Below are 21,008 nucleotides of genomic sequence, written 5' to 3' on the forward strand. Positions count from 1 at the left end.
GGTGTTTCTCTTTTGAATGTGATGAGTGCAACGATGTCCAGGCATTCAGGCGCGTCGCAGCGTGCCTTGCTGTTCGGTGACTTTCGGCGCCCATTCAGGGCGATAGAGCACGATGGTGGCCATCGCACCCACCACCAGAAAGCCGAGAATGACCATCATCGGCAGGTCGTAACTTCCGCTCACGTGCAGCAGCCAGCCGGACAGACTCGCGGCCACGCCGCCCGCGAGACTCGTCGCGACCTGCTGCACTCCGGTCACGAGCCCGATGGCCTGCTTCGGAATCAGCGTGAGACGCGACAGCACGAGATTGTTCGCGGTGACGAGACCAAGCAGCGAGAGCGACAGCACGTTCCAGAACAACGCCATCTCGAGCGAGTTCGCATAAACGCCGAGCAGCACCGTGCAGCCGCCCGCGAAGCCCGTCACGGTGAAGGCCTTGCGCACGAGGATCGGATCGCGGCCGCTTGCGATCACACGATCCGCCGCCCACCCTGCTAGAGCCGCGACGATCGCGATGCCCGCAAAGCTGAAGAACGTGAAGAGTCCCGAGCGCGAGATCGACAGGTTCCGCTGTTCGACCAGATACGCGGGCATCCATGTCATGCAGTAGAACGTGAAATAGCCGTAGCAGAAGTTGGTGATCATGCCGCCCCACACGACCGGACTCGTCATGATGTTGCCGAGGCTCACCGAGCGCGCGCGCTGATCCGAGATCGCGATCTGCTCCTTCGAAGGAAAGTCGCTGCGCACCATCGTGAGCCAGGGCACGAGCCAGAACAGCCCGACCAGGCCGGTGACGACGAACATCGTCTGCCATGAGTAATGCACGATGAACCACGCGCCTACGGGTGCGCCTAGCGCGGGGCCGAACTTGTTGCCCATCGCGAGAATGCCGACGGCGAGACCGTTCTGGCTTTCGTCGAAGTTGTTTCGAATCCAGCGGTAACTGGCTGGAATCACGATCGCTTCCGCCATGCCGATAATGAGCCGCATGACGACGAGACTCGCAAGCGCGGTCACCGCCCCCATCAAGGCCGTCGCGATACACCACAACGCGAAACTGATCGCATAGGGCCACTTCACGCCGTAGCGGTCCGCGACCCAGCCCATCGGTATCTGAAACACGCCGTAGGACCAGAAGAACGCCGCGTTGATCCAGCCGCGATCCACGTCGTTCAGCGCGAAATGCCGAATGAAATCCGCATCCGCCAGCGTGGCCGAAATGCTCGTACGATCGACGAAGGAAATCAGTACGCCGAGCGCGAGCAGCGCAAGCACTGCCCAGCGCCGCGTCACTCCGGGTTTGCTTGTCTCCATATGCCCTTTCTCTTATGTTCGATTGAATCTTCCGGATGGAAGCAAGAATAGGCCAAGGCGTCGCCCGAGTCCCTACACAAAACTGAGTTTCGATGGCACTTTTCTTCAGGGCCGGTGCGAGAAGACGCGATCCCTTAACAAACAGGCCATAAACGGACTTAAATCCCGGCGAACCTTACTTTTGTACAGGGACGCATCGTTCGCAATCCTCTATTCTGCATTCGATTCCTGCCGCGAGAGCCGATACCGCCTCGCGCCGTCGACCGTCTATAAAGGCTCGCGTCCTCTAGCGTGAGCTCGCCTCGCCTGGCGCGCAACGCACGCACATCGCCTCGATCGGCCGCTAAGCCATAACACGCGCGGCTTCTCGTCGCGCCTGGTGCGAACGTTCGCGTCGCGGTCACCGCGCATCGACATTCAATAATTAAAACCGGAGACACCATGAAAAAGCGGATTCTTTTGCCCCTGGCGCTTTGCGTTTCAAGCGCATTCGATAATGCTCAAGCGCAATCGTCCTTGACGCTTTATGGCATCGTCGATAACGGCATCGAATTTCAGAACGGCGGTCAGGGATCGGTCGGCCGTGCGGTATCGAGCGGACTCTTCGCCACCGTCTATGGCTTGAGAGGCAGCGAAGACATCGGCGGCGGATATCGTGTCAATTTCCAGCTCGAACAGGGCTTCTCCGGCGTGACGGGCGCAGCGACCGATCCGACCGCCGCATGGAACCGCCTTGCGTGGGTCGGCATGAGCGGACCGTTCGGCGAGTTGCGCATCGGCCGTCAGAAGAAGCCCGAATATCTTTTTCTGAACGGCGAAATCGATCCGACTGCCGTGAAAAGTATTGCATCGCCGATCAACAACTTTCAGGATGTGACCGTGCGCGCAAGCAACGCGATCGCCTATTTTGCGCCCACGATTTACGGCTTGAGCGCGCAAGCCATGATCTCCTTGCGCGACCAGACGATGAAGCCAAGCAATGGCCTGCACTTCTATAACGTGGTCGCGCGCTATGTGAACGGTCCGGTTCGCCTGTGCGCGGGATATGAATCGCAAGGCAATCCCACCGGCAGTTCGGTGCAGAAGGTATGGCGCGCGGCGGCGGGATATCGCGCGGGAAATCTGCGCATGTATCTCGCGTATCAGTCGGAACGGCAGACGGACAATAGCGAAGAACGCGACATTTACGAAGCCTCCATGTCTTATCTGCTCGATCCATTCAATCTGCTTTCGGTCATGTACGGCTATGCCCATGATCGCGCCGGACAGGGAAAAGACGCACAGCAGATCGGTCTCACCTACGAGTACTTCCTTTCGAAAGCGACGAGTCTCTACGCGGCCGCCGGTTTGATCGATAACCACGGTCAAGCAAATTACACGCTCGACGGCACGCAATACAGCGGCATCTCGACCGCGCCCGGTGCGTATGCGCGAGGCATCGTGTTGGGGATGACGCACAAGTTTTAGTGAATGGTTCGGGCTTGACCAAATGCTCAAGCCTCAGGCCTTTTAATTCAATAGACTCAGTATTTACCCTTAGTGTGTAATTCGTCTCATCGCTGCTGCAACACGCGGCAGACACATGTCAAAGGGTAAATATGAACGCCTCGATCGCCACCATCATCGCCGCCGTTTTCCTGCTTCCCGCACTGGCGTCCGCTCAATCGAGCGACCCAGTCACACGCGAGCACGTCCGCGCGGAACTCGCGCGGCTTGAAAGGGCTGGCTACAATCCACTGAGTAACTGCACGGGCGACTGTCCCGGCAGCCTGCGACGCGCCGAAGCCGTCATCATGCGCGAGCAGGCCGCGGCCAGCACGGCTTATGGTTCCGGGTCGAGCGGGACGGCGCAATCGGGAAGATGAACCAACCGGCTGTGCCGTCCTGTCACGCGGCTATCTGACTATATCGCCGGACTGCTAGGGCGTTCTGTTACGGCCGGCTTCGTCGGCCCGGCCCTTCATCGCCTTGCGCGCAGCGACGCGGAATTCGGCAGCCTGTATTTCACCGTCAGGGAAATCCGCCCAGGCGGTCGGGCTGTAGCCCGCATTTTCAGCGCGGACGAGATCGGCGCGAACCTGTGCGCGAGTCAAGGACTGGTCGCCTGTCTGCGCAAAGGAAAGAACGGGAATGGCAAGGACCAACCCTGAAACAGCTTTGACGAGCGGTTTCATGCAACACCTCCCAGGCTTGCCTGGCGACACTGCATCGCGGGATGCGTGAAGTTCGCTCAAACAGTCTAGCAGGGTTAGCAATTGAGGGTTGACACTTAGCTCCCGCCGCTTGCGTGCGCTTTCAGGTCGGAACAGGGTTCATCGCAAGCGAGGGAGACGTCGGCGGATAGACGCACCACGAGCCATCGTCGTGGCGAAAAAACACGATAGCGAAGGCTTCGGACGCAACCATGATCTCGATGCGCACCGCACGCCAGGGCATGGCCCTCGAACGTGCCGCGCGACTGATTCGAATGTTTCCGGCTCGCCCCAACCAGTCGTGCATCAGGAACCGAAGCGATTTTCTCTGTTCGCTCATGACTGTTTCTCGCTCGGATCGACGAAACCGTAGATCTCATTCAGGACACTCAGCCGCGCACCGATGCCGGCACGCTCGATGTATCGCACCACCCTTGAAAAGCAGGCTCTCATGGCCACCACTTCACGCTCGTCATCCTGACCCGGAAAGAACGCGCTGCCGGATCAATGCAGCGCGTCGCGCGTCGCGAGCGGCTTGAAAAGGCGGCTCCAGGCGACGCTGATCAGAACCGTCGCGAAGCCGCCCGCCACGACCGAGCCAACGACGCCCAGCGCCGTCGCACTCACGCCCGACTCGAATTCGCCGAGCTGATTGCTCGCCCCGATGAACAGCGTGTTGACCGCCGCCACGCGCCCCCGCATGTGATCGGGCGTTTCGAGCTGAATCAAGGTCTGCCTGACGATGACGCTGATCGTATCCGCCCCGCCCGACACCGCGAGCAAGAGCAGCGATAACGGAAACCATCGCGAGAGGCCGAATGCCGCGATCGACACGCCATACACCGCCACCGCAATCAGCAGCTTCTTGCCGACACCGCTGACGATCGCTCGTCGTGAAAGCACGAGCCCGATGCACAATGCGCCCATGGCGGGTGCGGAGCGCAGCAAGCCCAGGCCTTGCGGTCCGACGTGCAAAATCTGCTTCGCGTAGACGGGAAGCAGCGCGGTCGCGCCGCCGAACAGCACCGCGAAGAGATCGAGCGAGATCGCGCCCACCAACAGCGGACTGCCCCAGAGGAAGCGCAAGCCCGCGAGGATCCAGTCCGCCGTGGCAGGTTCGCGCGAGGGCGGCGTGTAGTCGTAGCGAACGAACGCGTACATTACGGCGCTGATGCAGAACAGCAGCGTGCTCGTCAGATATACGGTGCCGACGCTGACCGCGAACAGCACCCCACCCAGCGCCGGCCCGGCGATCACCGAGATTTGCTGGACCACCGTGCTGAGCGCCATCGAACGCGCAAGCAGGCGCGGCGGAACGAGCATCGGCAGGAGCGCCTGCTGCCCCGCCATCTGGAACGGCCTGATTGCGCCGAGCACGAGCGAGAGCGTCAGCAGCACGTCGCGCGTTACGCTGTGCGTCGCGGTGGAGACGATCAGAAGCGTCGCCACGACCGCCTGCAACGCCAGGCACGCGGCAACCATCCGTCCCCGATGCAGCCGGTCGGCGCAATGCCCCGCGATGAGCGTCGTGGCGAGACCGGGAACGAACTGGAACAGACCGACGAGGCCGAGATCCCAGGCGCTCGATGTCAGGTCGTACATGTGCCAGCTGATCGCGAGCATCAGCATTTGCTGCGCGCTGATCGAGCCGACCCGCGCGATCAGGAAGCGCACGAGCGACGCGTGACGCAGCAGGGACGTCACATCGTCCGGATGATTCTGCGTGGACGGCGACGAAGACGGATGCGACGGAGTCATGACACGTCACGCATGGGAGCATTGACCTTTGGCGCCCACTTCCTTCGGAGCAGCACAACGGTACTGGCGGCCCCAAGCAGCAGGAACACGAAGATGGCGAGCATCGGCAAGGTATAGCTGTGCCCGACATGAAGCAGCCAGCCCGACAGGCTCGCCGATACGCCGCCCGCGAGACTCGTCGCCACTTGCTGCAGGCCGGTATTCAGTCCGACCGCCTGCTTGGGAATCAGCGTGAGTTTGACGAGCGCCAGATTGTTTGCCGTCACGAGGCCGAGCAGGGAAAGCGACACGACGTTCCACAGCAAGGCCATCTGCGGCGAACGGGCATACGCGCCGAGCAACACGGTCGTCCCGCCGACGAATCCGGCGACGATGAACGACTTGCGCACGATCACGGCATCGAATCCGCGTGCGATCATCCGGTCAGCAGCCCATCCCGCGAGGGCGGCCACGACCGCGATCCCGACGAAGCTGAAGAACACATATAGGCCCGATTCACCGAGCGACAGGCCGCGTTGCTCGACGAGATAAGCTGGCATCCACGTCATGCAGTAGAACGCAAAATAGCTGTAGCAAAAGTTGGTGACCAGCCCGCCCCACACGACCGGACTCGACAGCAGGTTCGAGAGCGGCACCGACGCTGCCCGCTTCCTGGCGACGGCGAGTTGCGCGCGCGAAGGAAAGTCGTTCTCGAGCATCAGCAGCCACGGCGCCAGCCAGATCAACCCGACGAGTCCCGTGATCATGAACATCGCTTTCCATGAGCCCGTCGAGATCAGCCACGCCGCAATCGGCGCGCCGAGCGCCGGCCCCATCTTTCCGCCGATGGAAAAGATGCCCAGCGCCGTGCCCTTTCGCGTTTCGTCGAAATGATCGGCGAGATAGCGATAGGTCGCCGGAACCACCACGGCTTCCGCGACACCGATCATCAGACGCACGATGATGAGCGCCCACAATGTCGTCACGGCGCCCGTCGCAGCGGCGGCGAGGCACCAGAGCAGGAAGCAGATCGCATACGGCCACTTCACGCCGTAGCGATCGACCAGCCAGCCCATCGGCAACTGAAAGAGGCCATACGCCCAGAACATCGCGGAGCCGAGCCATCCGCGCTGCACGTGCGTCAGCGCGAATTCCTGCACGAAATGACGGTCGGCGAACGCCGCGGACATGCTGGTGCGATCCACGTGCGAGATCATGAGCCCCAGCGCGAGCAGCACGAGGATGGCCCAGCGGTTCGCTGTCCGCGCGCGTTCGACCCGGGTGATGTCCACATTGCGCTCCGAGGTCCTTAACCGAGGGAACCGGTCACATCGTCGAACAACTCGTCGACCGACAGACGACGCGGAATGATCTTCTGATCGAGCGCCCAGTCGACGGCCAGTTGCAGGCCCTTGCGATTCGCTTCCAGGCCGAGCGGCGGGAACACGGCGGGAACGCTGTCCGCGCTCGCGCGGCTTTCCACGACCATGCGATACAGCTCGCGCACGATATCCGGCCGTTCTTTCGAGAGCTTCTCGTGGACCACGAACATGTGGTTGATCGGCACGACGCCGGTGCGAGCGAACCAGTCTCTCGCGGCAGCCTGCGGGTCGGGCACGAGCGTGCGCACGCGTTCGTCCTTCGGCATGTCTTCTCCGAGCAAGGCGGCCGTGAGCTCTCCGTCGAGCATCATCTGCGGAATAGACGAACCCGCCGGCAAACGCTGGCAATTCTGCGGATCGCTGTATTCGGCGAGATGGCCGTCGCCGAGCGTCATCCACGTGACCTTGTCCAGATCGACGCCGTATTCGTGCCGCAGGATGCCGCGAATCCACAACGCGGTGGTTTGCGTGTAGGTGCGCACGCCGACCTTCCTGCCTTCGATATCCTTCGGATCGAGATGGCCGAAGTCGATGTTGTATCCGGCGCAGTGATGCTGGAAACGTCCCGAGATCGGCGCGGGCAGCAGCACATAGGGCTTGCCGTAGGCCTTCGCCTGGAGGAACGTGACGATCGCCAGTTCACCCGCGTCGAACCTGTTCTCGCGTACCATCGCCTTAAAGCCGTTGTGCGCGGGCGTCGGTCCGCAGAATTCGAGGTTCACGAGATCAGACTCAACCTGACCATTGCGCATCGCCTTCGTCACCGCGTATTCCGCGAGATTGACGCGCAACGTCGGCGCTTCGGTTTGCGTGGTTGTCATGCTGTGTGCTCCTGTTGCTGGTGTCGTTGGATGTCAGAGCCGTACTTCGATCAGGCTCGGCCCGGCTTCGCGCGCCGGATCGACCAGCGCCTTGTAGAAGCCTTCCGCCGTCTCGACGGCCACTGCCGGCACGCCCATGCTCTTCGCCATCGCCAGCCAGTCGATGCGCGGCTTGTCGATATCGATCATCGACAACGCGCGCTCTCCCGGCGCGCCCGCGCCCATGTTGGCGTATTCGGCCTTGAGGATTGCGTAGCTGTTGTTGGCGAAGATGATCGTGGTGACGTTCAGTCCTTCGCGTGCCTGCGTCCAGAGCGACTGGATGGTGTACATCGCACTGCCGTCGCCGACCATGCAGACGACGCGTCGCTCGGGACACGCCAGCGCCGCGCCGGTGGCCACGGGCGTCGCATAACCGATCGAGCCGCCCAGGTTGTTGATGAGATCGTGCGGCCGCGCGCCCATGGTCAGGCTCATGGATTCGCGACCCGTCGTCAGCGACTCGTCCACGACGATGCAGTGCTCCGGCAAGCCGGCCGCGAGCACATGCGCGATGCTCGCCGGATTCAGCGCACCCACAGGCACCGGCGTTTTGATGCGCGCCTGAAGAAGCGGCGCGGTGGCGGCCGCGCCGAGCGCCTGCAACAGCATGTCGAAGGCGAGTTCGCTGTCTTCGTCCGCCTCGACGAGCGGATGCACGAGCGTGCCTTCCGCCTTGAGCAGGCTCGGCTTGTCCGGATACGCGAAGAACGCGACGGGCTCGCGCGTCTCGACCGTGATGATGTGCTTGTAGTCCTTCAGAAACGCCTGGGCCTGCGCGACCGCATACGGAATGCGCGCGAGCGGCACACGTCCCGCGCCGCGCTCGATGCGCGCCGTGAAGAACTGCGAGCCGAGCACGGCGGCTGTCGCGGCCGCGACGCGTCCCGCCTTCTCCAGCGCCACGCCGCGCGTGGACTTGTTCGCGAGAATGATCAGCGCGGGCTCACCCGAGCGCAGCACGCGCGCCACATGTTCGATGCGCTCGGCGCTCGGCGCGCGGCGCGCCTCGACGCGGTTCGGCGGCAACCCGGGTGCTGCATCGACGGGTTGCCACGAGGTATCGCCGGGAAGAATGAGCGTGGCGATCTGGCCCGGATGCCCGCTCGCCCTGGCCACGGCCTGCGCCGCGTCCCAGGCGATCGTGTTCGACGATTCCGCGCGCCGCACCCAATGACTCAGCGGGCGCGCGAGACCTTCGATATCCGAGGTCAGCGGTGGATCGTACTTGAGATGCGACACCGAATGTTCACCGACGACATTGACCATCCCCGACGAAGCGCGCTTCGCGTTATGGATGTTCGCGAGGCCGTTCGCCAGGCCAGGGCCCAGGTGCAGCAAGGTCGACGCGGGCTTGTCCTTCATGCGATACCAGCCATCGGCGGCGCCGGTGGCCACGCCTTCGAACAGGCACAGCACGCTGCGCATCGCCGGATTGCCGCCGAGCGCAGCGAGGAAATGCATCTCCGAGGTGCCCGGATTGGCGAAACAGATATCGACGCCCTGCTCCACCAGCGTCGCCACGAGACTTTCGGCGCCGTTCATCAGTAACCCGCCAGTTCGCGTGCGAGACCGACCACGCCATACGTGCGCGCGGGTGCCGACATCAGGAAGCGATAGCCCTCTTCCTGCAAGCGGCGATGATTCTTCGCGGTCACATGCGGATTGCCGACGACCACATTGTGCTTGCGGCACGTCTCGACGATCTGCCCCATCGCCGCGAGCACTTCCGGATGCTCGTACTGACGCGGGAACCCCAGCTCCTGACTCAAATCGCCTTCGCCGATCAGAATGAAACCGATGCCCGGCACGTTGGCGAGGATGTCGTCGAGATTGTCGATCGCCTGCGTGCTCTCGCACATCAGCCCGACGAGGAGCTCGCCCTGCGGCGCGAGCGGCCAGACATCGGCGCGTTCGTAGTACTCGGCCATCGACAGGCCCCAGTAGCGCGCGGCGTTGGCGGGACCGTCGCCGCGCAGGCCCTTTGGCTCATAGAGCGGCGCGTTCTTCGGCCGCGCATAGCGGCAGGAAGCCACGGCGTTGTAGGCCTGCTCGACCGTCGCCACGTGCGGCCAGATCACGCCGTACGCGCCGCGATCGAGCACCTGCTTCGCGAAGCTCTGGTTCATCTCCGCGCCATTGGCGGGGATGCGCGCAAGCGGCGTCACCTTCGGCGCAACCGAACCGGACTCCGCAATCTGCTTGCGGCTGAGCATGTACTGCAACGCGTCGCCGAGCGCGGACACGTCGTACGGGTTGTGCTCCATTTCGAAGACGATGCCGTCATAAGGCGCATCGCTCATTTCGATGGCAGTCTGCTTGTCGAGTTTCGCGAAGGCGGCATGCGCGGGCTTGCCGGATTCGAAAGCACGGATGATGCTGTTCAGGCGGGTGTTTGACATGATGCGTTCTCGTTCAGGTTGTCAGCTCAGCGCCGGATAGAGCTTCTGTGCGGTCTTGCCGAAGACCCATGCGCGGTCTTCGTCGCTCAGGCATGCAAGCCCCTGTTGGGCGGTGGCGAGAATCTCGCTGAGCGTGCCGGTCGATGTCGGGAAATTCGATCCCCATGCGAGCCGTTGCGCGCCGAATGCCTCGACCACACGCGGGAAGAAGGTCTCGGCGCTCGCCTTTTCCTTCTTCACGTCGCCGAAGATGCGCGGCGTGAGCTTCATGTAGACGTTCGGCAGGTCACGCAACGCGAAGAGTCCGGCTGCGTTCGCGTATGGTGGCCCGTCGAGCACGTCCGGACGCGCGAGGTGATCGAGGATGATGTTCACGTTCGGAAACTTTTCCGCCAGCATGCGCACTTGCGGCAGGCCGACCGATCCGGTCTGGATGCACATCGGGAGCTTCAGCTCCGCGAGCATTTCCCACGCCCTGAACGACCTGGGGTTGTCCAGTTCGCTCGGATCGAAATCCTTGGTCGATCCGCCCGTGAAGATGCGCAAGCCCGCCAGTCCCTGGTCGGCCCAGTTCCTGATGACGGTCTGCACGTCATCGGCGAGCATATCGACCGAACCCACGGCGATGAGCCGGTCCTTGTACTGATTGCAGCCGTCCACCACATAGCTGTTATCGAAGCCGTAAGTCGTCGACGAATGCACGACGGCCGCCTTCACGACGCCTGCTTCGTCCATCGCTTCGATCAAGGCCTCGACCGTGTTCGGGCGTTCCTGCGACCAGTCCGAACGCTTGCCGAACAGCGGCGCGGGCGGATAGCGCTTCTCGTCGTCCGAGATGATGTGCGGATGAATGTCGATGATGTTCATTACAGTCCTTTCGCCTTGAGGTGCTTGTCCAGACGCGGATAGACGCGTCGCGCGTTGCCCTCGAAGATCGCGTGCCGGTCCGCATCGCTCAACGCTTCGCATGCGTCGATATAGCGCTTGGTATCGTCGAAATACTGGCCGGTATTCGGATCGCGTCCGCGCACCGCGCCGATCATTTCGGAACCGAACAGCACGTTGCTCGTCGGCACCACCTTGGTCAGCAACTCGACGCCCGGATGGTGATAGACGCACGTATCGAAGAAGATGTTGTTCAGCAGACCTTCGAGCGGACGCTTGGCCATCTCGAGCGACATGCCGCGATAACGCCCCCAGTGGTAAGGCACCGCGCCGCCGCCATGCGGAATCACGAGGCGCAGCGTCGGGAAGTCCCTGAACAGATCCCCTTGCAGGAGCTGCATGAACACCGACGTGTCCGCGTTGAGATAGTGCGCGCCGGTGCCGTGATGACACGGATTGCACGATGCGGCGACGTGGATCATCGCGGGGACATCCAGATCGCACAGCGCCTCATAGAGCGGATACCACTCGCGATCCGTCATGGGCTTGCCGGTCCAGTAACCGCCGCTTGGGTCCGGATTCAGATTGCAGCCGACGAATCCCATTTCCTCGACGCAGCGGCGCAGTTCGGGCAACGAGTTCTTCGGCGGCGCGAGCGGCGACTGCGGCAACTGGCAAACCGGCACGAAGTTGTCCGGATACAGATCGCAGACGCGTCGCACGAGATTGTTCGACACTTCGGCCCATTCCAGGCTCGTGCGCTCGTTGCCGAGGTGATGGCTCATGAGACCCGCGATCGGCGAAAACAGCGTGAGGTCGCCGCCGCGTTCCTGTTGCAGACGCAACTGACCGTTGCCGACGCCTTCTCGAATGTCGTCATCGGAAACGTGCGCGCCGGACAGCGGGGGCGCATTGGCGGGATCGTCGGCGGCCGCGATCTGCCTGGCGCGCCAGTCGCGGAACGAAGCGGGAACGGTCGTGAAGTGACCGTGGCAATCGATGATCATGTTCTTGTGCTTTCCGTGCAGGTTCAGACGCGGGGATCGACGAACAGCTCATTCATGGACATGCGACGCGGCGTCAGGCCTTGCTTGAAGGCGGTCGCTTCGAGCGCTTCGATTGTCTTGCGGTTTTCTTCGATACCGTAGGGCAGCGGGTCGTTGCCGACGATCTTCTGCAGCTCGATGTACTTCTTGTTCTTCTTGTCGTTCAGTTCGCCTGCGTTGAGCTTGGCGAGCCAGTCCTGCTTCGCCTTGTCGAACGCGTCGTAGATCGATTTCGCGACCCACGGATGCTCCGCGAGCACCGAATCCTTGACGACGATAGTGCCGTGCATCGGGTACACGCCAGTGCGGGCGTAGTACTCGGATTCCAGTTCTTCCGCGTTCGGGAACAGGTCCGGATAATCCGCTTCCACTTCCTTCCAGCCGCCGGTCGGATCGCCGGTCCGGCCGATGCCCGCGTTGCCGTGGAAGCCCGCGACGAGTTCGCCCTTCGCCATCATCTTGGCTAGCGAGGTGCCCTTGGGCGCGTGAATCACGTTCGGCGGCAGCTCGAGCTGCGTGACGTGCTCTTCGTCATCGACGACCCAGGTCACCTTCGACGGATCGAGATCGAATTCGTCGATCAGCACCTGGCGCGTCCATGCGCCCGTCGTCACTGAATACGCGCGCACGCCCACCTTCTTGCCTTCGAGATCCTTGGGCGTCTTGATGCCCGCGTCCGGGCGCACGAGCAGCCCGGAATGGTGAAAGCGACGCACGACGAAGATCGGCAGCGCGACGAACGGCGCGCCATAAGCACGCGCGATGATGTACGTGGTCGGCGCCAGTTCGCACACGTCGAACTCGACATCGCGGACCATGCGCCGGAACGCGCCGATTTGCGGCTGAACGGTGATGAATTCCGCATCGACGCCCTCGATGGGAATCGAACCGTTGCGGATGGCGGAAGTGTGCGGATGTTCGGCGATGGCGAGCTTGAGATGGACCTTCTTTGTCACTTGAGTCTCCATGGAGGAATATCGTGTTGTTGACGACATGATCTTTTGAGAAGCCCGACGCCGTCTATTGAATAAAGCGGCGTGACGCTTAACCGTTTGGTAAAGGTGCTGCCTCACACGATATGGATGCCTAATTAATGCACGCAAATCAAGATACACGTCGTGTGATCGATGCTTTCCAAAGACTTACGAGTTGCCGCTCTGCAATTGCTGCGCGGCTTCTTCCAGGCAGGCGATCATGAGCTGCGCGCTCGGCGTCAACCCGCGATTCCGGTTCCACAGCACGCCTGCCGGCCTGAGCAAGCGCGGCAAGGTCAAGGGAAGCGCATGCAGGGGCTGCGCGTCGTCGTTGGCCGGCGTGCCGACCATGACAGCGATGAAATCCGAGATCTGTAGATGCGCGCGCGTCACGTGGACCGACAGCGTCTCGATGTAGTTGTTCGTCAGCGGTACATCGTGCGCCCTGAGCGTGCGTTCCAGCGAATCGCGTAGAATCGAGCCTTGCGGCGGCAGGATCCACGGATACGGATGAAGATCCGACCAGTTGAGGTTCTTGCGCCGCGCCAGCGGATGATGCCGCCCGGTCATCAACGTGATGGGTTCTTCGAGCAGCGCTTTTTCCTCGAAGCTGCCGAGCGTGTCCGGCGCAGGCAGCCGGCCGACGATCAGATCGAGCCGCCCTTGCCAGAGTTCGGGAAGCAATGCGCCGCGCGTGCCTTCGACCACCCTGACGTTCGTTCCCGGCGACTTGACCTTCAGCAGGTTGAGCGCCTGAGGCAGCAGCGCGGACGCCGAAGCGGGCAACATGCCGATATGCACCTTGCCTTCCGTGCCCGAACTCAGCGCCTTCATTTCATCGCGCGCCTGATGGAGTATGGTCAGCATTTCCCGCGCGTGACGGATGAGACACTCGCCGTGCGGCGTCGGCACGAGCCCTTGCGCCGTGCGCGAAAACAAGGTGAGCCCGAGCCCGCGCTCCAGCTCGGCCAGCGACTTGGACACCGCCGGCATCGTGACGTGCGTGACTTCCGCCACCTGCGTCAGATTCCGGTAGGTATCGATGGTCACGATCAGGCGCAGATGCCGCGCCTTCAGGTTCACCTGCAAATAGCCGTCAAGCCCCGTCACGTTGAATCTCCCACTGCCTTGACGCATCGGATTGCGCAGGCATGGCGCTCAGTCCTTCGGTTCGAGCGCATGCAAGGTCATGCCGAGCGAGATCGAGGTGAAATAGCCTATCGTCACGAGCAGTTCCGCGATGACCGCCCGGCCCAGCCCGGCATCGTACCCGGCGAAGCGCGCATCGTCGATGGAGCCACCCGCGAGAATGTCGCTCACTGCGTGGCACACGAGGCCGAAGCGCCCATGTTCGCCCGCGGGTCGGCGTTTGTCCAGAATCGCGCTGACGACCGCATCGGGCACGCCCGCCTTCAGCGCATGCCGCCGATGATTGGCGATCACATACGGGGCGTTCCAGAACACCGCCGTCGCGAGAATGGCGACTTCGGTTTCCGCTTCGCTGAGCACGGGCGAACGGTCCACATGCGTGCCGATGATTTCCATGCCCTCGGCCAGACGCGGGTTATGCAGCCAGATGTTGAACGGCGTCGGAATGCGCCCCCGCCCCGCCCCCAGTTGCGCGATGACCCGCTTCTGTTCGTCCGTAGCCTGCTCCGCGTCGATACGCGCCAGCCGATCCTGCGCCATGCGAGTCTCCTTTGAATGAAGAGTCAATTTCCGCCCAGACCCGGCAGCCATCGTCCGAGGAAGCTGTCCGGCCAGGGAATATGAAGAATCCGGTCGAAGACGAAATAGAGGAACGCGGTTACGCACACGGCGAGGATCAGACTGAGCTTCCACGATTCGCGCCCCTCGACGCGCATGTACGCCACCATCATCAGCGGCACGGTCGGAAGCATGCCGATCACCGACATGCACGCCAGGAAGGCGACAAACCAGCCGAGAAAGCGCGCGGCGCGCGACAGCACAGTTACCGTGGCGAGCTTTTCATCGTGATCGCCCGATACATCCATATGAACGCCGCTGCTGGCGCGCGCCGCGCCGTTCGCCGGAATCACGAAGACCTTGTACGCGAGGCTGACGGTTCCCGCGAATACCAGAATGCTCGCCACAACCGTCGGCCCGATGCGCGCCATCAGCAGCCAGTCTTGCGAACTCAGCAGCATGTAGAGCCCGATGCCGATGAAGAACACATACACGAGATCCTCGCGCTTCAGGACGATCGATCCACTCGGCTTGAACTGTGCGACTCCGCCGCTGCGCAGCGCGCTGAAAAGCGGCTTGAAGAAGACCAGCGCGGCAAGACTCAGGAGGACGACGACGACCGGCCGCGACAGCCAGTCCGTGCCGTAGCGCACGAAGGAAATCGACATGTAGCGTTCCATCAGCACGCCCAGCACGAGGCCGAGAATCAGCGGCGGACGCGCCCATCTGAGCCGCTTCATGGTCCATCCGATCACGCCGGCGATAAGCAGCACGAAGAGGTCTCCCCAGCTTCGCGAACCCTGGAACGCGCCGACATAGATGACCGGCATGATCACCGGCAGAATGAGCGTGTAGCGCAGCGTCGAGACCTTGGCGAACTGGCCGCTCAGGAGAAAGCACAGGCCCGCGCCGAAGATGTTGGCGAGCGCGATCGACCAGACCATCGAATAGGTGAAGTCGAGATGGCGCGTGAGCATGTCGGGGCCGGGAATGAAGCCGTGCACCATCATTGCGCCGAGCAGGATGGCCTGGGCCGCGCCGCCGGGCACGCCGAACGAAAGCATCGGCACGAGACTGCCGCCTTCCCGCGCATTGTTCGCCGCCTCGGGCGCGATCACGCCGCGCACGTCGCCCTTGGTGAAGGTTTCCCTCGCGCCTCTGGCGGTCTGCAACGCGTGGCCGTATGCGATCCAGTCCGTCACCGCGCCGGTGATGCCCGGCACCGCGCCGAGGATCGCGCCTAGACCGCCGCAGCGCAGCACGAGAAACCAGTTGCGGAAACTGTCGATGACGCCCTGACGCATGCCCTGCCTTGATGTGAATTGCACGTTCTCGGCAATGGCCGCGCGCCGGATCGCCAGCTCGCACAGTTCAGGCAACGCGAAGATGCCGAGGATGATCGGCACCAGCGGAATGCCGTCCTGAAGGTAAAGAATATCGCCGGTCCAGCGCATCTGTCCGGTCGCGACATTGGTGCCTATCATGCCGACCAGAATGCCGAAGCATGCCGCCACGACGCCACGCAGCGGCGCGTTGCCCGACAGCGCCGACACCATCGACACGCCGAACACGGTGAGCGACAACATCTCCGGCGTGCCGATCGACAGCACGAAGGGGCGCACCAGCGGCAGCGACACGGCAAGAATGACCGCGCCGATCAGCCCGCCCATCAGCGACGACATATAGCAGGCGCTCAATGCACGAGATGCTTCTCCGCGCCGGGTCATCGGCAGGCCGTCGAGCACCGTGGCCTGCGACGCCGCGTGGCCAGGAACCCCGAAGAGCACGGCGGGAATCACGTCCGAGGTGGTGATGACGGACGCCATGCCGAGCAGCATCGCGAACGCGGCGTACGGGTCCATCGTGTACGTGAAGGGCACGAGCAGCGCAAAGCCCGTCAGCCCGCCGATGCCGGGCAGCAAGCCGATTGCGAGCCCGACCGTCACGCCGAACACCAGAAAGATGATCCGGTTGAACTGCAGGAGCGTCGATAGCGCGTGTCCCGCCGCCATCAACGTTGCATCGTTGAAGAACTCCATGTCTCATCCTGATGGAATGGCGAGCTTCGTCGGCTCACCTGTATTGATGTCGCAGCCAAGCGCAGGTGCGATGCTCAGCCGGCCAGCATCGGATAGAGCTTCTTTGCGGTCCCTCCCCATACCCATGCGCGCTCCTCGTCGCTCAGCGCCGCGAAGCACGCATTGCCTTGCTCTACGAGCGTTTTCAGCGGTCCTGCCGAAGCCGGATAATTCGAGCCGAACGCCAGATGATCCGCGCCGAACACTTCCACGAGCTTCGCGAAGAACGGTTCCGCGCCGCCGGGCGCCGCCTGCGCGAGATCGAACGTGCGCGGCGTGATCTTCATGTAGACGTTGTCGTATTTCGCGAGCCAGAACAGCGCGGCGCAGTTCGCATATGGCGGGCCTTGTTCCAGATTCGGGCGGCCGCAGTGATCGAGCACGATCTTCACGTTGGGAAAGCGCTCGGCCAGTTCCGCCACCATCGACAAACCGTCGGGCGTGGTCTGGACGGCCATCGCCATGCCGAGTTCGGCGCAGCGTTGCCAGACCGGGAACGTCGCGGGATTGACGAGCCAGCTTCCGTCGCCTTGATGCGTGGCGCCGCCGGTGAAAAGCCGGATGCCGCCCATACCGCGCGCGAGCCAGTAGTCGAAGGTCGTCAGCGCGTCGGGGGCCATCACGTCGAAGGAATAGACGCCCGTGAAGCGGTCCGGATACCGCGCCACGCTGTCGGCGACATACGAATTGTTGCTGCCGTAGGTCGTCGACGAATGCACAATCGCGGCTTTCGACACGCCGGCTTCATCCATCTCGGCGTTCAGTTGCTCGAAGGTGACGGGACGCGTCGCCGACCACGTGGAGCGGTGCCCGTGCTGAGGCGCGATCGGATAGCGTTCCGTATCGGTCGAAATGATATGCGGATGAATGTCGATGATTTCGGGCGTCATGTGAATGGTCCGTTTGATGTTGATGTGCCTTCGGGCCGTCGTCAGTGTGCGCTGAAGATGAGCTTGCGGGCATCTTCGAGTTGCGCTTCGGGCGTCGCATACAGCCGGGCGACGATCTGCTCCACCGTGTCGCCCTTGATCGGATCGATCGGATAACCCGCCTGCTTCATGGCGTCGATGAAATCCGGATCGGCGATGGTCTGCGCAAACGCTTCGCGCAGCGCGTCGAGACGGTCTTGCGGTACGTCCTTCGGCACGGCGATGGGACGGCCCGCCTGAAACGGCAGAATGAAGAGATTGAACAGCGCCTTCACGTCGGGCCGCGTGATGTAGGAAGACAGGTTCGGCACATTGGCGAACGCCGCGGGACTGGTCCAGCCCAGATGCAGCAGCACCTTCATCTTGCCGGTCTTGAGCAGCCGCACCGGTTCGCCCTGTTGCAGACCGTCGATGGTGGACGCCCAGCCATCGACCTCACCCCGCTGCATGGCGAGATACACTTCGCCGCGGCCCGTATAGCCGGGCACGATGCTCATCTTCGCGCCCAGGTATTCGTCGAGCAGCGCCGGCAGCGTGCGATCCTCGTTGGCGAAGCCGGTCGCGCCGACATACATCTTCTTCTTGCTGAGATCGTCGGCGGTGGTCACGCCGGATCGCGTCATGGATACCAGGCAGTATTCGACCTTGTTGAGGCTGCCGAGCCATCGCACCTTGCGCGGATCGAAGCGGTTCTGCCGTTCGTCGAGCAGCGGAATGTAGAGATTGTTACGCTGCAGGAATCCGATCACGGTGCCGTCGCTTTGCTGCCGCGATTGCAGCGAGGCCGCCGCGACCATGCCGCCCGCGCCCACCACGTTCATCACGATGGCCTTGGGATGTCCCGGAACGTACTTCACGAAGAAGCGGGAGAACTGACGCGCGATGATGTCTGTCGGCGTGCCGGCGTCCGCGCTGACCACGAGCGTCAACGCCTTGCCGCGATAGAAATCTTCCACGGATTGACGGGATGCCGGGGCCGCGAATGCGGTCGCCGCGAAGCCGAACAGGGCTGCACAAGCGCCTAGCGCGCTCTTGTAGTTCATGATCTTGCTGTCTCCGTGTAGATGCGCGGAACCGCCGCAGCCTTTACCGGAAACGCTTCGTGACCGGTGGCAGTTCGAGTCGCCGCTCGTTATCAGGTGAGCGTGAGTCAATTGTGCCAGCGGGTTTCATACGGTGGTTTGAGAAAAACAGCCGTCGAGTTGAGTGAATGGTTAAGGTGCGCGCGCGCTCTGCGTCGCGCCCGGGCGCGAACTCAGCGGGCCGCGCGCGCTTCTTCCGAGAGACGCCGCGCCGTATCTTCGAGGCAGGAAAGCATGAGTTGCGCGCTCGGCGTGAGGGTGCGCGCGCGGTTCCACAGCACGCCGGCGGGCCGCAAGAGGCGCGGCAGGGTCAGCGGCAGCGTATGGAGCGGCTGGGGATGCGCGGCGTTGCGCGCGGAGGAATCCGCCATTACCGCGATGCAGTCGGAGACCTGCAAATGGGCGCGAATCACGTGCAGCGACACGGTCTCGATGTAGTTGTTCGTCAGCGGCACGTCGTGCACTTCCAGTGCGCGTTCGAGCGGATCGCGCAGGATCGAACCGATGGGCGGAAGGATCCACGGATACGGACGCAAATCCGTCCATTGCAGCGACTTTTTCCGCGCAAGCGGGTGATGCCGCCCGGTCACGAGCATGACCGGTTCCTCGAGCAGTTCCTTTTCGTCGAAGCTGCCGAGCGTATCGGGAGGCGGCAGGCGGCCGACCACGAGATCGAGATGACCTTGCCACAGGTCCGGCAGGAGCGTCGCGGCGGAGCCTTCGACGATCTTCGCATTGGTGCCGGGCGAGCGCTCCTTGAGCAGTTTCAGCGCCTGCGTCAGCAGAATGGACGCGGACACCGGCAGGACGCCGATTTCAATCTTGCCCTCGGTGCCCGCGCTCAGCGCCTTCAATTCGTCGCGCGCCTGATGCAGAACGTGAAGCATGGCGTGCGCGTGGCGCGTCAGACATTCCCCGTAGGGCGTGGGTACGAGGCCCTGCCCGGTACGCGTAAAAAGCGAGAGACCGAGCCCGCGTTCGAGTTCCGCCAGCGACTTCGACACCGCAGGCAAGGTGACGTGCGTGACTTCCGCCACCTGACTCAGATTGCGGTACGTATCGATCGTCACGAGCAGCCGCAGGTGCCGCGCCTTGAGGTTGATCTGCAGATACCAGTCGATTTCCGCCGACACGTCACACTCCTCTTCCGGTATGAGCGAATGGTTAAGTCGTCGGACATTTTACTCAATCGACCGGGGGCGTACGCGTTGGCACAATTCGACCGTGCATGCCGTAGCATGGCGCGCGCCGCTCGTCACGCGCTAATGCAGGCTGGCAAGCGTGTATTTCCAGGTATTTCGCAAAGGGCTTCACTCAACTCAGCCGGTTCGACCGGCGTTCGGAGACAAGCGCAATGACGTACGACTCGACGCGCCGCCGCTTCCTGCGCAAGGCAGGCGCCATGGGAATGGGGTTGGCGGCAGGCGGCCTCGCCGCGCCTTTTATCGCCAGGGCCGCTTCCACTGACATTCGCATCGTCAGCAATCCGGGACCGGAAAACGCCACGCTGAACGCCTTGATGGATGAACTCGGTTACTTCAAGACTTACGGCGTCGATGCGCGGATCATCCAGGTGCCGGGCACGAGCGGACCGTTCGATGCCATCACGCGCGGGGCCGCCGACGTGTGCATGGTCTCCGGTTACAACCTCGTACTCACGCGCATCGAACAGGGTGCGCCCGTGAAGATCGTCGGGGCCGGCATGAAGAAGTGCGCGCTGACGCTCTTCGCGAGACCCGGAGGCCCGGCGACGCTCGACGATCTGCGCGGAAAGACCGTTGCGGTCGGCCCGAAGCTCGGCCTGCTGCATACGCTCATGCTGCAACTGATGGCGGAAAAAGGCATCGACGCTTCGCTGATCGAATTCATCGATCATGGCAGCAACGACCAATGTTTCGATGCGGTGGCAAGCGGCGCCGCCGATGCCTGCTGCTCCAGCATCTCGCATCTCAACGACGATGCAGGCCTGCATGTCATCGACGGAGGCAACCTGTGGCAGGCATTACCGCGCTGCGTGTTCCAGACGGCTTATGCATCGAATGATGCGCTTGCAGGCAAGCACGAAGGATTGGTTTCGGTGATGGCGGCCTACGGCGCGCTCTACGAATTTCTGATGTCGCCCGCATCGCACGACGCCTTTTTCGATGCACGCAAGCGCGCCCAGAAGCGCTTCGACGCTGCATCGGCGCAGGCGATCTGGGACTTCAATCAGACGCAGCGGCCCTATTCGCGGGATCTTTCGCTGAGCGAGCGCGAGGTCGCGTACTTGCAGGACATGGATATCGGCGTGGGAAGCCTGAAGCGGAAACAGGCGTTTGGCGCAGTGGCCGATATGTCGGCCGCGAGGGCCGCCGCGACAACCGCTGCCTGAACCACTGGACGAAACCGCAACGGAGAAACCGAAGCTTCTCCGACTT

General features: G+C 62.8%; 20 protein-coding genes. 3 read left to right on the forward strand and 17 right to left on the reverse strand.

Features of this window, described 5'->3' with window-relative positions; translation table 11 throughout:
* Positions 1–45 precede the first annotated feature (45 nt).
* Positions 46–1,317 (reverse strand): MFS transporter, encoded by a 1,272-nt coding sequence (locus QCE49_RS17100; RefSeq protein WP_250456984.1) that lies wholly within the window; start codon positions 1,315–1,317, stop codon positions 46–48.
* Positions 1,318–1,758: 441 nt separating this feature from the next.
* Between QCE49_RS17100 and QCE49_RS17105 the strand changes: the two genes are divergently transcribed.
* Positions 1,759–2,784 (forward strand): porin, encoded by a 1,026-nt coding sequence (locus tag QCE49_RS17105; RefSeq protein WP_284508402.1) that lies wholly within the window; start codon positions 1,759–1,761, stop codon positions 2,782–2,784.
* Positions 2,785–2,915: 131 nt separating this feature from the next.
* Positions 2,916–3,182 carry a DUF4148 domain-containing protein gene (locus tag QCE49_RS17110; protein WP_250437690.1) on the forward strand — a complete coding sequence of 89 codons (267 nt, stop codon included), beginning with the start codon at positions 2,916–2,918 and terminating at the stop codon, positions 3,180–3,182.
* A gap of 54 nt (positions 3,183–3,236) precedes the next feature.
* Here the strand turns inward: QCE49_RS17110 and QCE49_RS17115 are convergent, their stop codons facing one another.
* From QCE49_RS17115 to QCE49_RS17190, 16 genes are all read right to left on the reverse strand, one after another.
* Positions 3,237–3,491 (reverse strand): DUF4148 domain-containing protein, encoded by a 255-nt coding sequence (locus tag QCE49_RS17115; RefSeq protein ID WP_250437689.1) that lies wholly within the window; start codon positions 3,489–3,491, stop codon positions 3,237–3,239.
* Positions 3,492–3,612: 121 nt separating this feature from the next.
* Complete coding sequence (locus QCE49_RS17120) at positions 3,613–3,849, reverse strand: hypothetical protein (protein ID WP_250456986.1); 237 nt, start codon at positions 3,847–3,849, stop codon at positions 3,613–3,615.
* A 164-nt stretch (positions 3,850–4,013) separates the two neighbouring features.
* Positions 4,014–5,267, reverse strand: a complete 1,254-nt coding sequence (locus tag QCE49_RS17125) for an MFS transporter (RefSeq protein ID WP_309806208.1) — start codon at positions 5,265–5,267, stop codon at positions 4,014–4,016.
* Positions 5,264–6,538 (reverse strand): MFS transporter, encoded by a 1,275-nt coding sequence (locus QCE49_RS17130; RefSeq protein WP_250456987.1) that lies wholly within the window; start codon positions 6,536–6,538, stop codon positions 5,264–5,266. The genes QCE49_RS17125 and QCE49_RS17130 overlap by 4 nt, the downstream gene beginning before the upstream one ends.
* A gap of 17 nt (positions 6,539–6,555) precedes the next feature.
* Complete coding sequence (locus QCE49_RS17135) at positions 6,556–7,449, reverse strand: phosphate ABC transporter substrate-binding protein (RefSeq protein WP_250456988.1); 894 nt, start codon at positions 7,447–7,449, stop codon at positions 6,556–6,558.
* Between the two features lie 33 nt (positions 7,450–7,482).
* Complete coding sequence (locus QCE49_RS17140; RefSeq protein WP_250456989.1) at positions 7,483–9,033, reverse strand: acetolactate synthase large subunit; 1,551 nt, start codon at positions 9,031–9,033, stop codon at positions 7,483–7,485.
* Complete coding sequence (locus QCE49_RS17145; RefSeq protein WP_250456990.1) at positions 9,033–9,890, reverse strand: HpcH/HpaI aldolase/citrate lyase family protein; 858 nt, start codon at positions 9,888–9,890, stop codon at positions 9,033–9,035. The genes QCE49_RS17140 and QCE49_RS17145 overlap by 1 nt, the downstream gene beginning before the upstream one ends.
* 21 nt (positions 9,891–9,911) lie before the next feature.
* Positions 9,912–10,757: an amidohydrolase gene (locus QCE49_RS17150; RefSeq protein WP_250456991.1), complete on the reverse strand. Its 846-nt coding sequence runs from the start codon at positions 10,755–10,757 to the stop codon at positions 9,912–9,914.
* Positions 10,757–11,782, reverse strand: a complete 1,026-nt coding sequence (locus QCE49_RS17155) for an amidohydrolase family protein (RefSeq protein ID WP_250456992.1) — start codon at positions 11,780–11,782, stop codon at positions 10,757–10,759. Before QCE49_RS17155 ends, QCE49_RS17150 begins: the two co-directional genes overlap by 1 nt.
* A gap of 23 nt (positions 11,783–11,805) precedes the next feature.
* On the reverse strand, positions 11,806–12,777 hold the full coding sequence (locus tag QCE49_RS17160; RefSeq protein WP_250456993.1) for an ABC transporter substrate-binding protein: 972 nt from the start codon (positions 12,775–12,777) through the stop codon (positions 11,806–11,808).
* A gap of 186 nt (positions 12,778–12,963) precedes the next feature.
* Positions 12,964–13,905, reverse strand: a complete 942-nt coding sequence (locus QCE49_RS17165; protein ID WP_250437680.1) for a LysR substrate-binding domain-containing protein — start codon at positions 13,903–13,905, stop codon at positions 12,964–12,966.
* A gap of 48 nt (positions 13,906–13,953) precedes the next feature.
* Positions 13,954–14,484: a carboxymuconolactone decarboxylase family protein gene (locus tag QCE49_RS17170; RefSeq protein WP_250437679.1), complete on the reverse strand. Its 531-nt coding sequence runs from the start codon at positions 14,482–14,484 to the stop codon at positions 13,954–13,956.
* Positions 14,485–14,507: 23 nt separating this feature from the next.
* The gene (locus QCE49_RS17175) at positions 14,508–16,541 is read right to left on the reverse strand and encodes a tripartite tricarboxylate transporter permease (protein ID WP_250437678.1); all 2,034 of its coding nucleotides are present in this window, start codon (positions 16,539–16,541) and stop codon (positions 14,508–14,510) included.
* A gap of 74 nt (positions 16,542–16,615) precedes the next feature.
* Positions 16,616–17,470: an amidohydrolase gene (locus QCE49_RS17180; protein ID WP_250456994.1), complete on the reverse strand. Its 855-nt coding sequence runs from the start codon at positions 17,468–17,470 to the stop codon at positions 16,616–16,618.
* A gap of 41 nt (positions 17,471–17,511) precedes the next feature.
* Positions 17,512–18,552: a tripartite tricarboxylate transporter substrate binding protein gene (locus QCE49_RS17185; protein WP_250437676.1), complete on the reverse strand. Its 1,041-nt coding sequence runs from the start codon at positions 18,550–18,552 to the stop codon at positions 17,512–17,514.
* A 212-nt stretch (positions 18,553–18,764) separates the two neighbouring features.
* On the reverse strand, positions 18,765–19,724 hold the full coding sequence (locus tag QCE49_RS17190) for a LysR substrate-binding domain-containing protein (protein ID WP_250456995.1): 960 nt from the start codon (positions 19,722–19,724) through the stop codon (positions 18,765–18,767).
* Between the two features lie 221 nt (positions 19,725–19,945).
* Between QCE49_RS17190 and QCE49_RS17195 the strand changes: the two genes are divergently transcribed.
* A complete protein-coding gene (locus QCE49_RS17195; protein WP_250456996.1) occupies positions 19,946–20,962 on the forward strand; it encodes an ABC transporter substrate-binding protein in 1,017 nt (338 codons plus the stop codon).
* Positions 20,963–21,008: the final 46 nt, after the last annotated feature.

Origin of the sequence: Caballeronia sp. LZ008, assembly GCF_031451435.1 — a bacterium.
In the GTDB taxonomy this organism is placed as follows: domain Bacteria; phylum Pseudomonadota; class Gammaproteobacteria; order Burkholderiales; family Burkholderiaceae; genus Caballeronia; species Caballeronia zhejiangensis.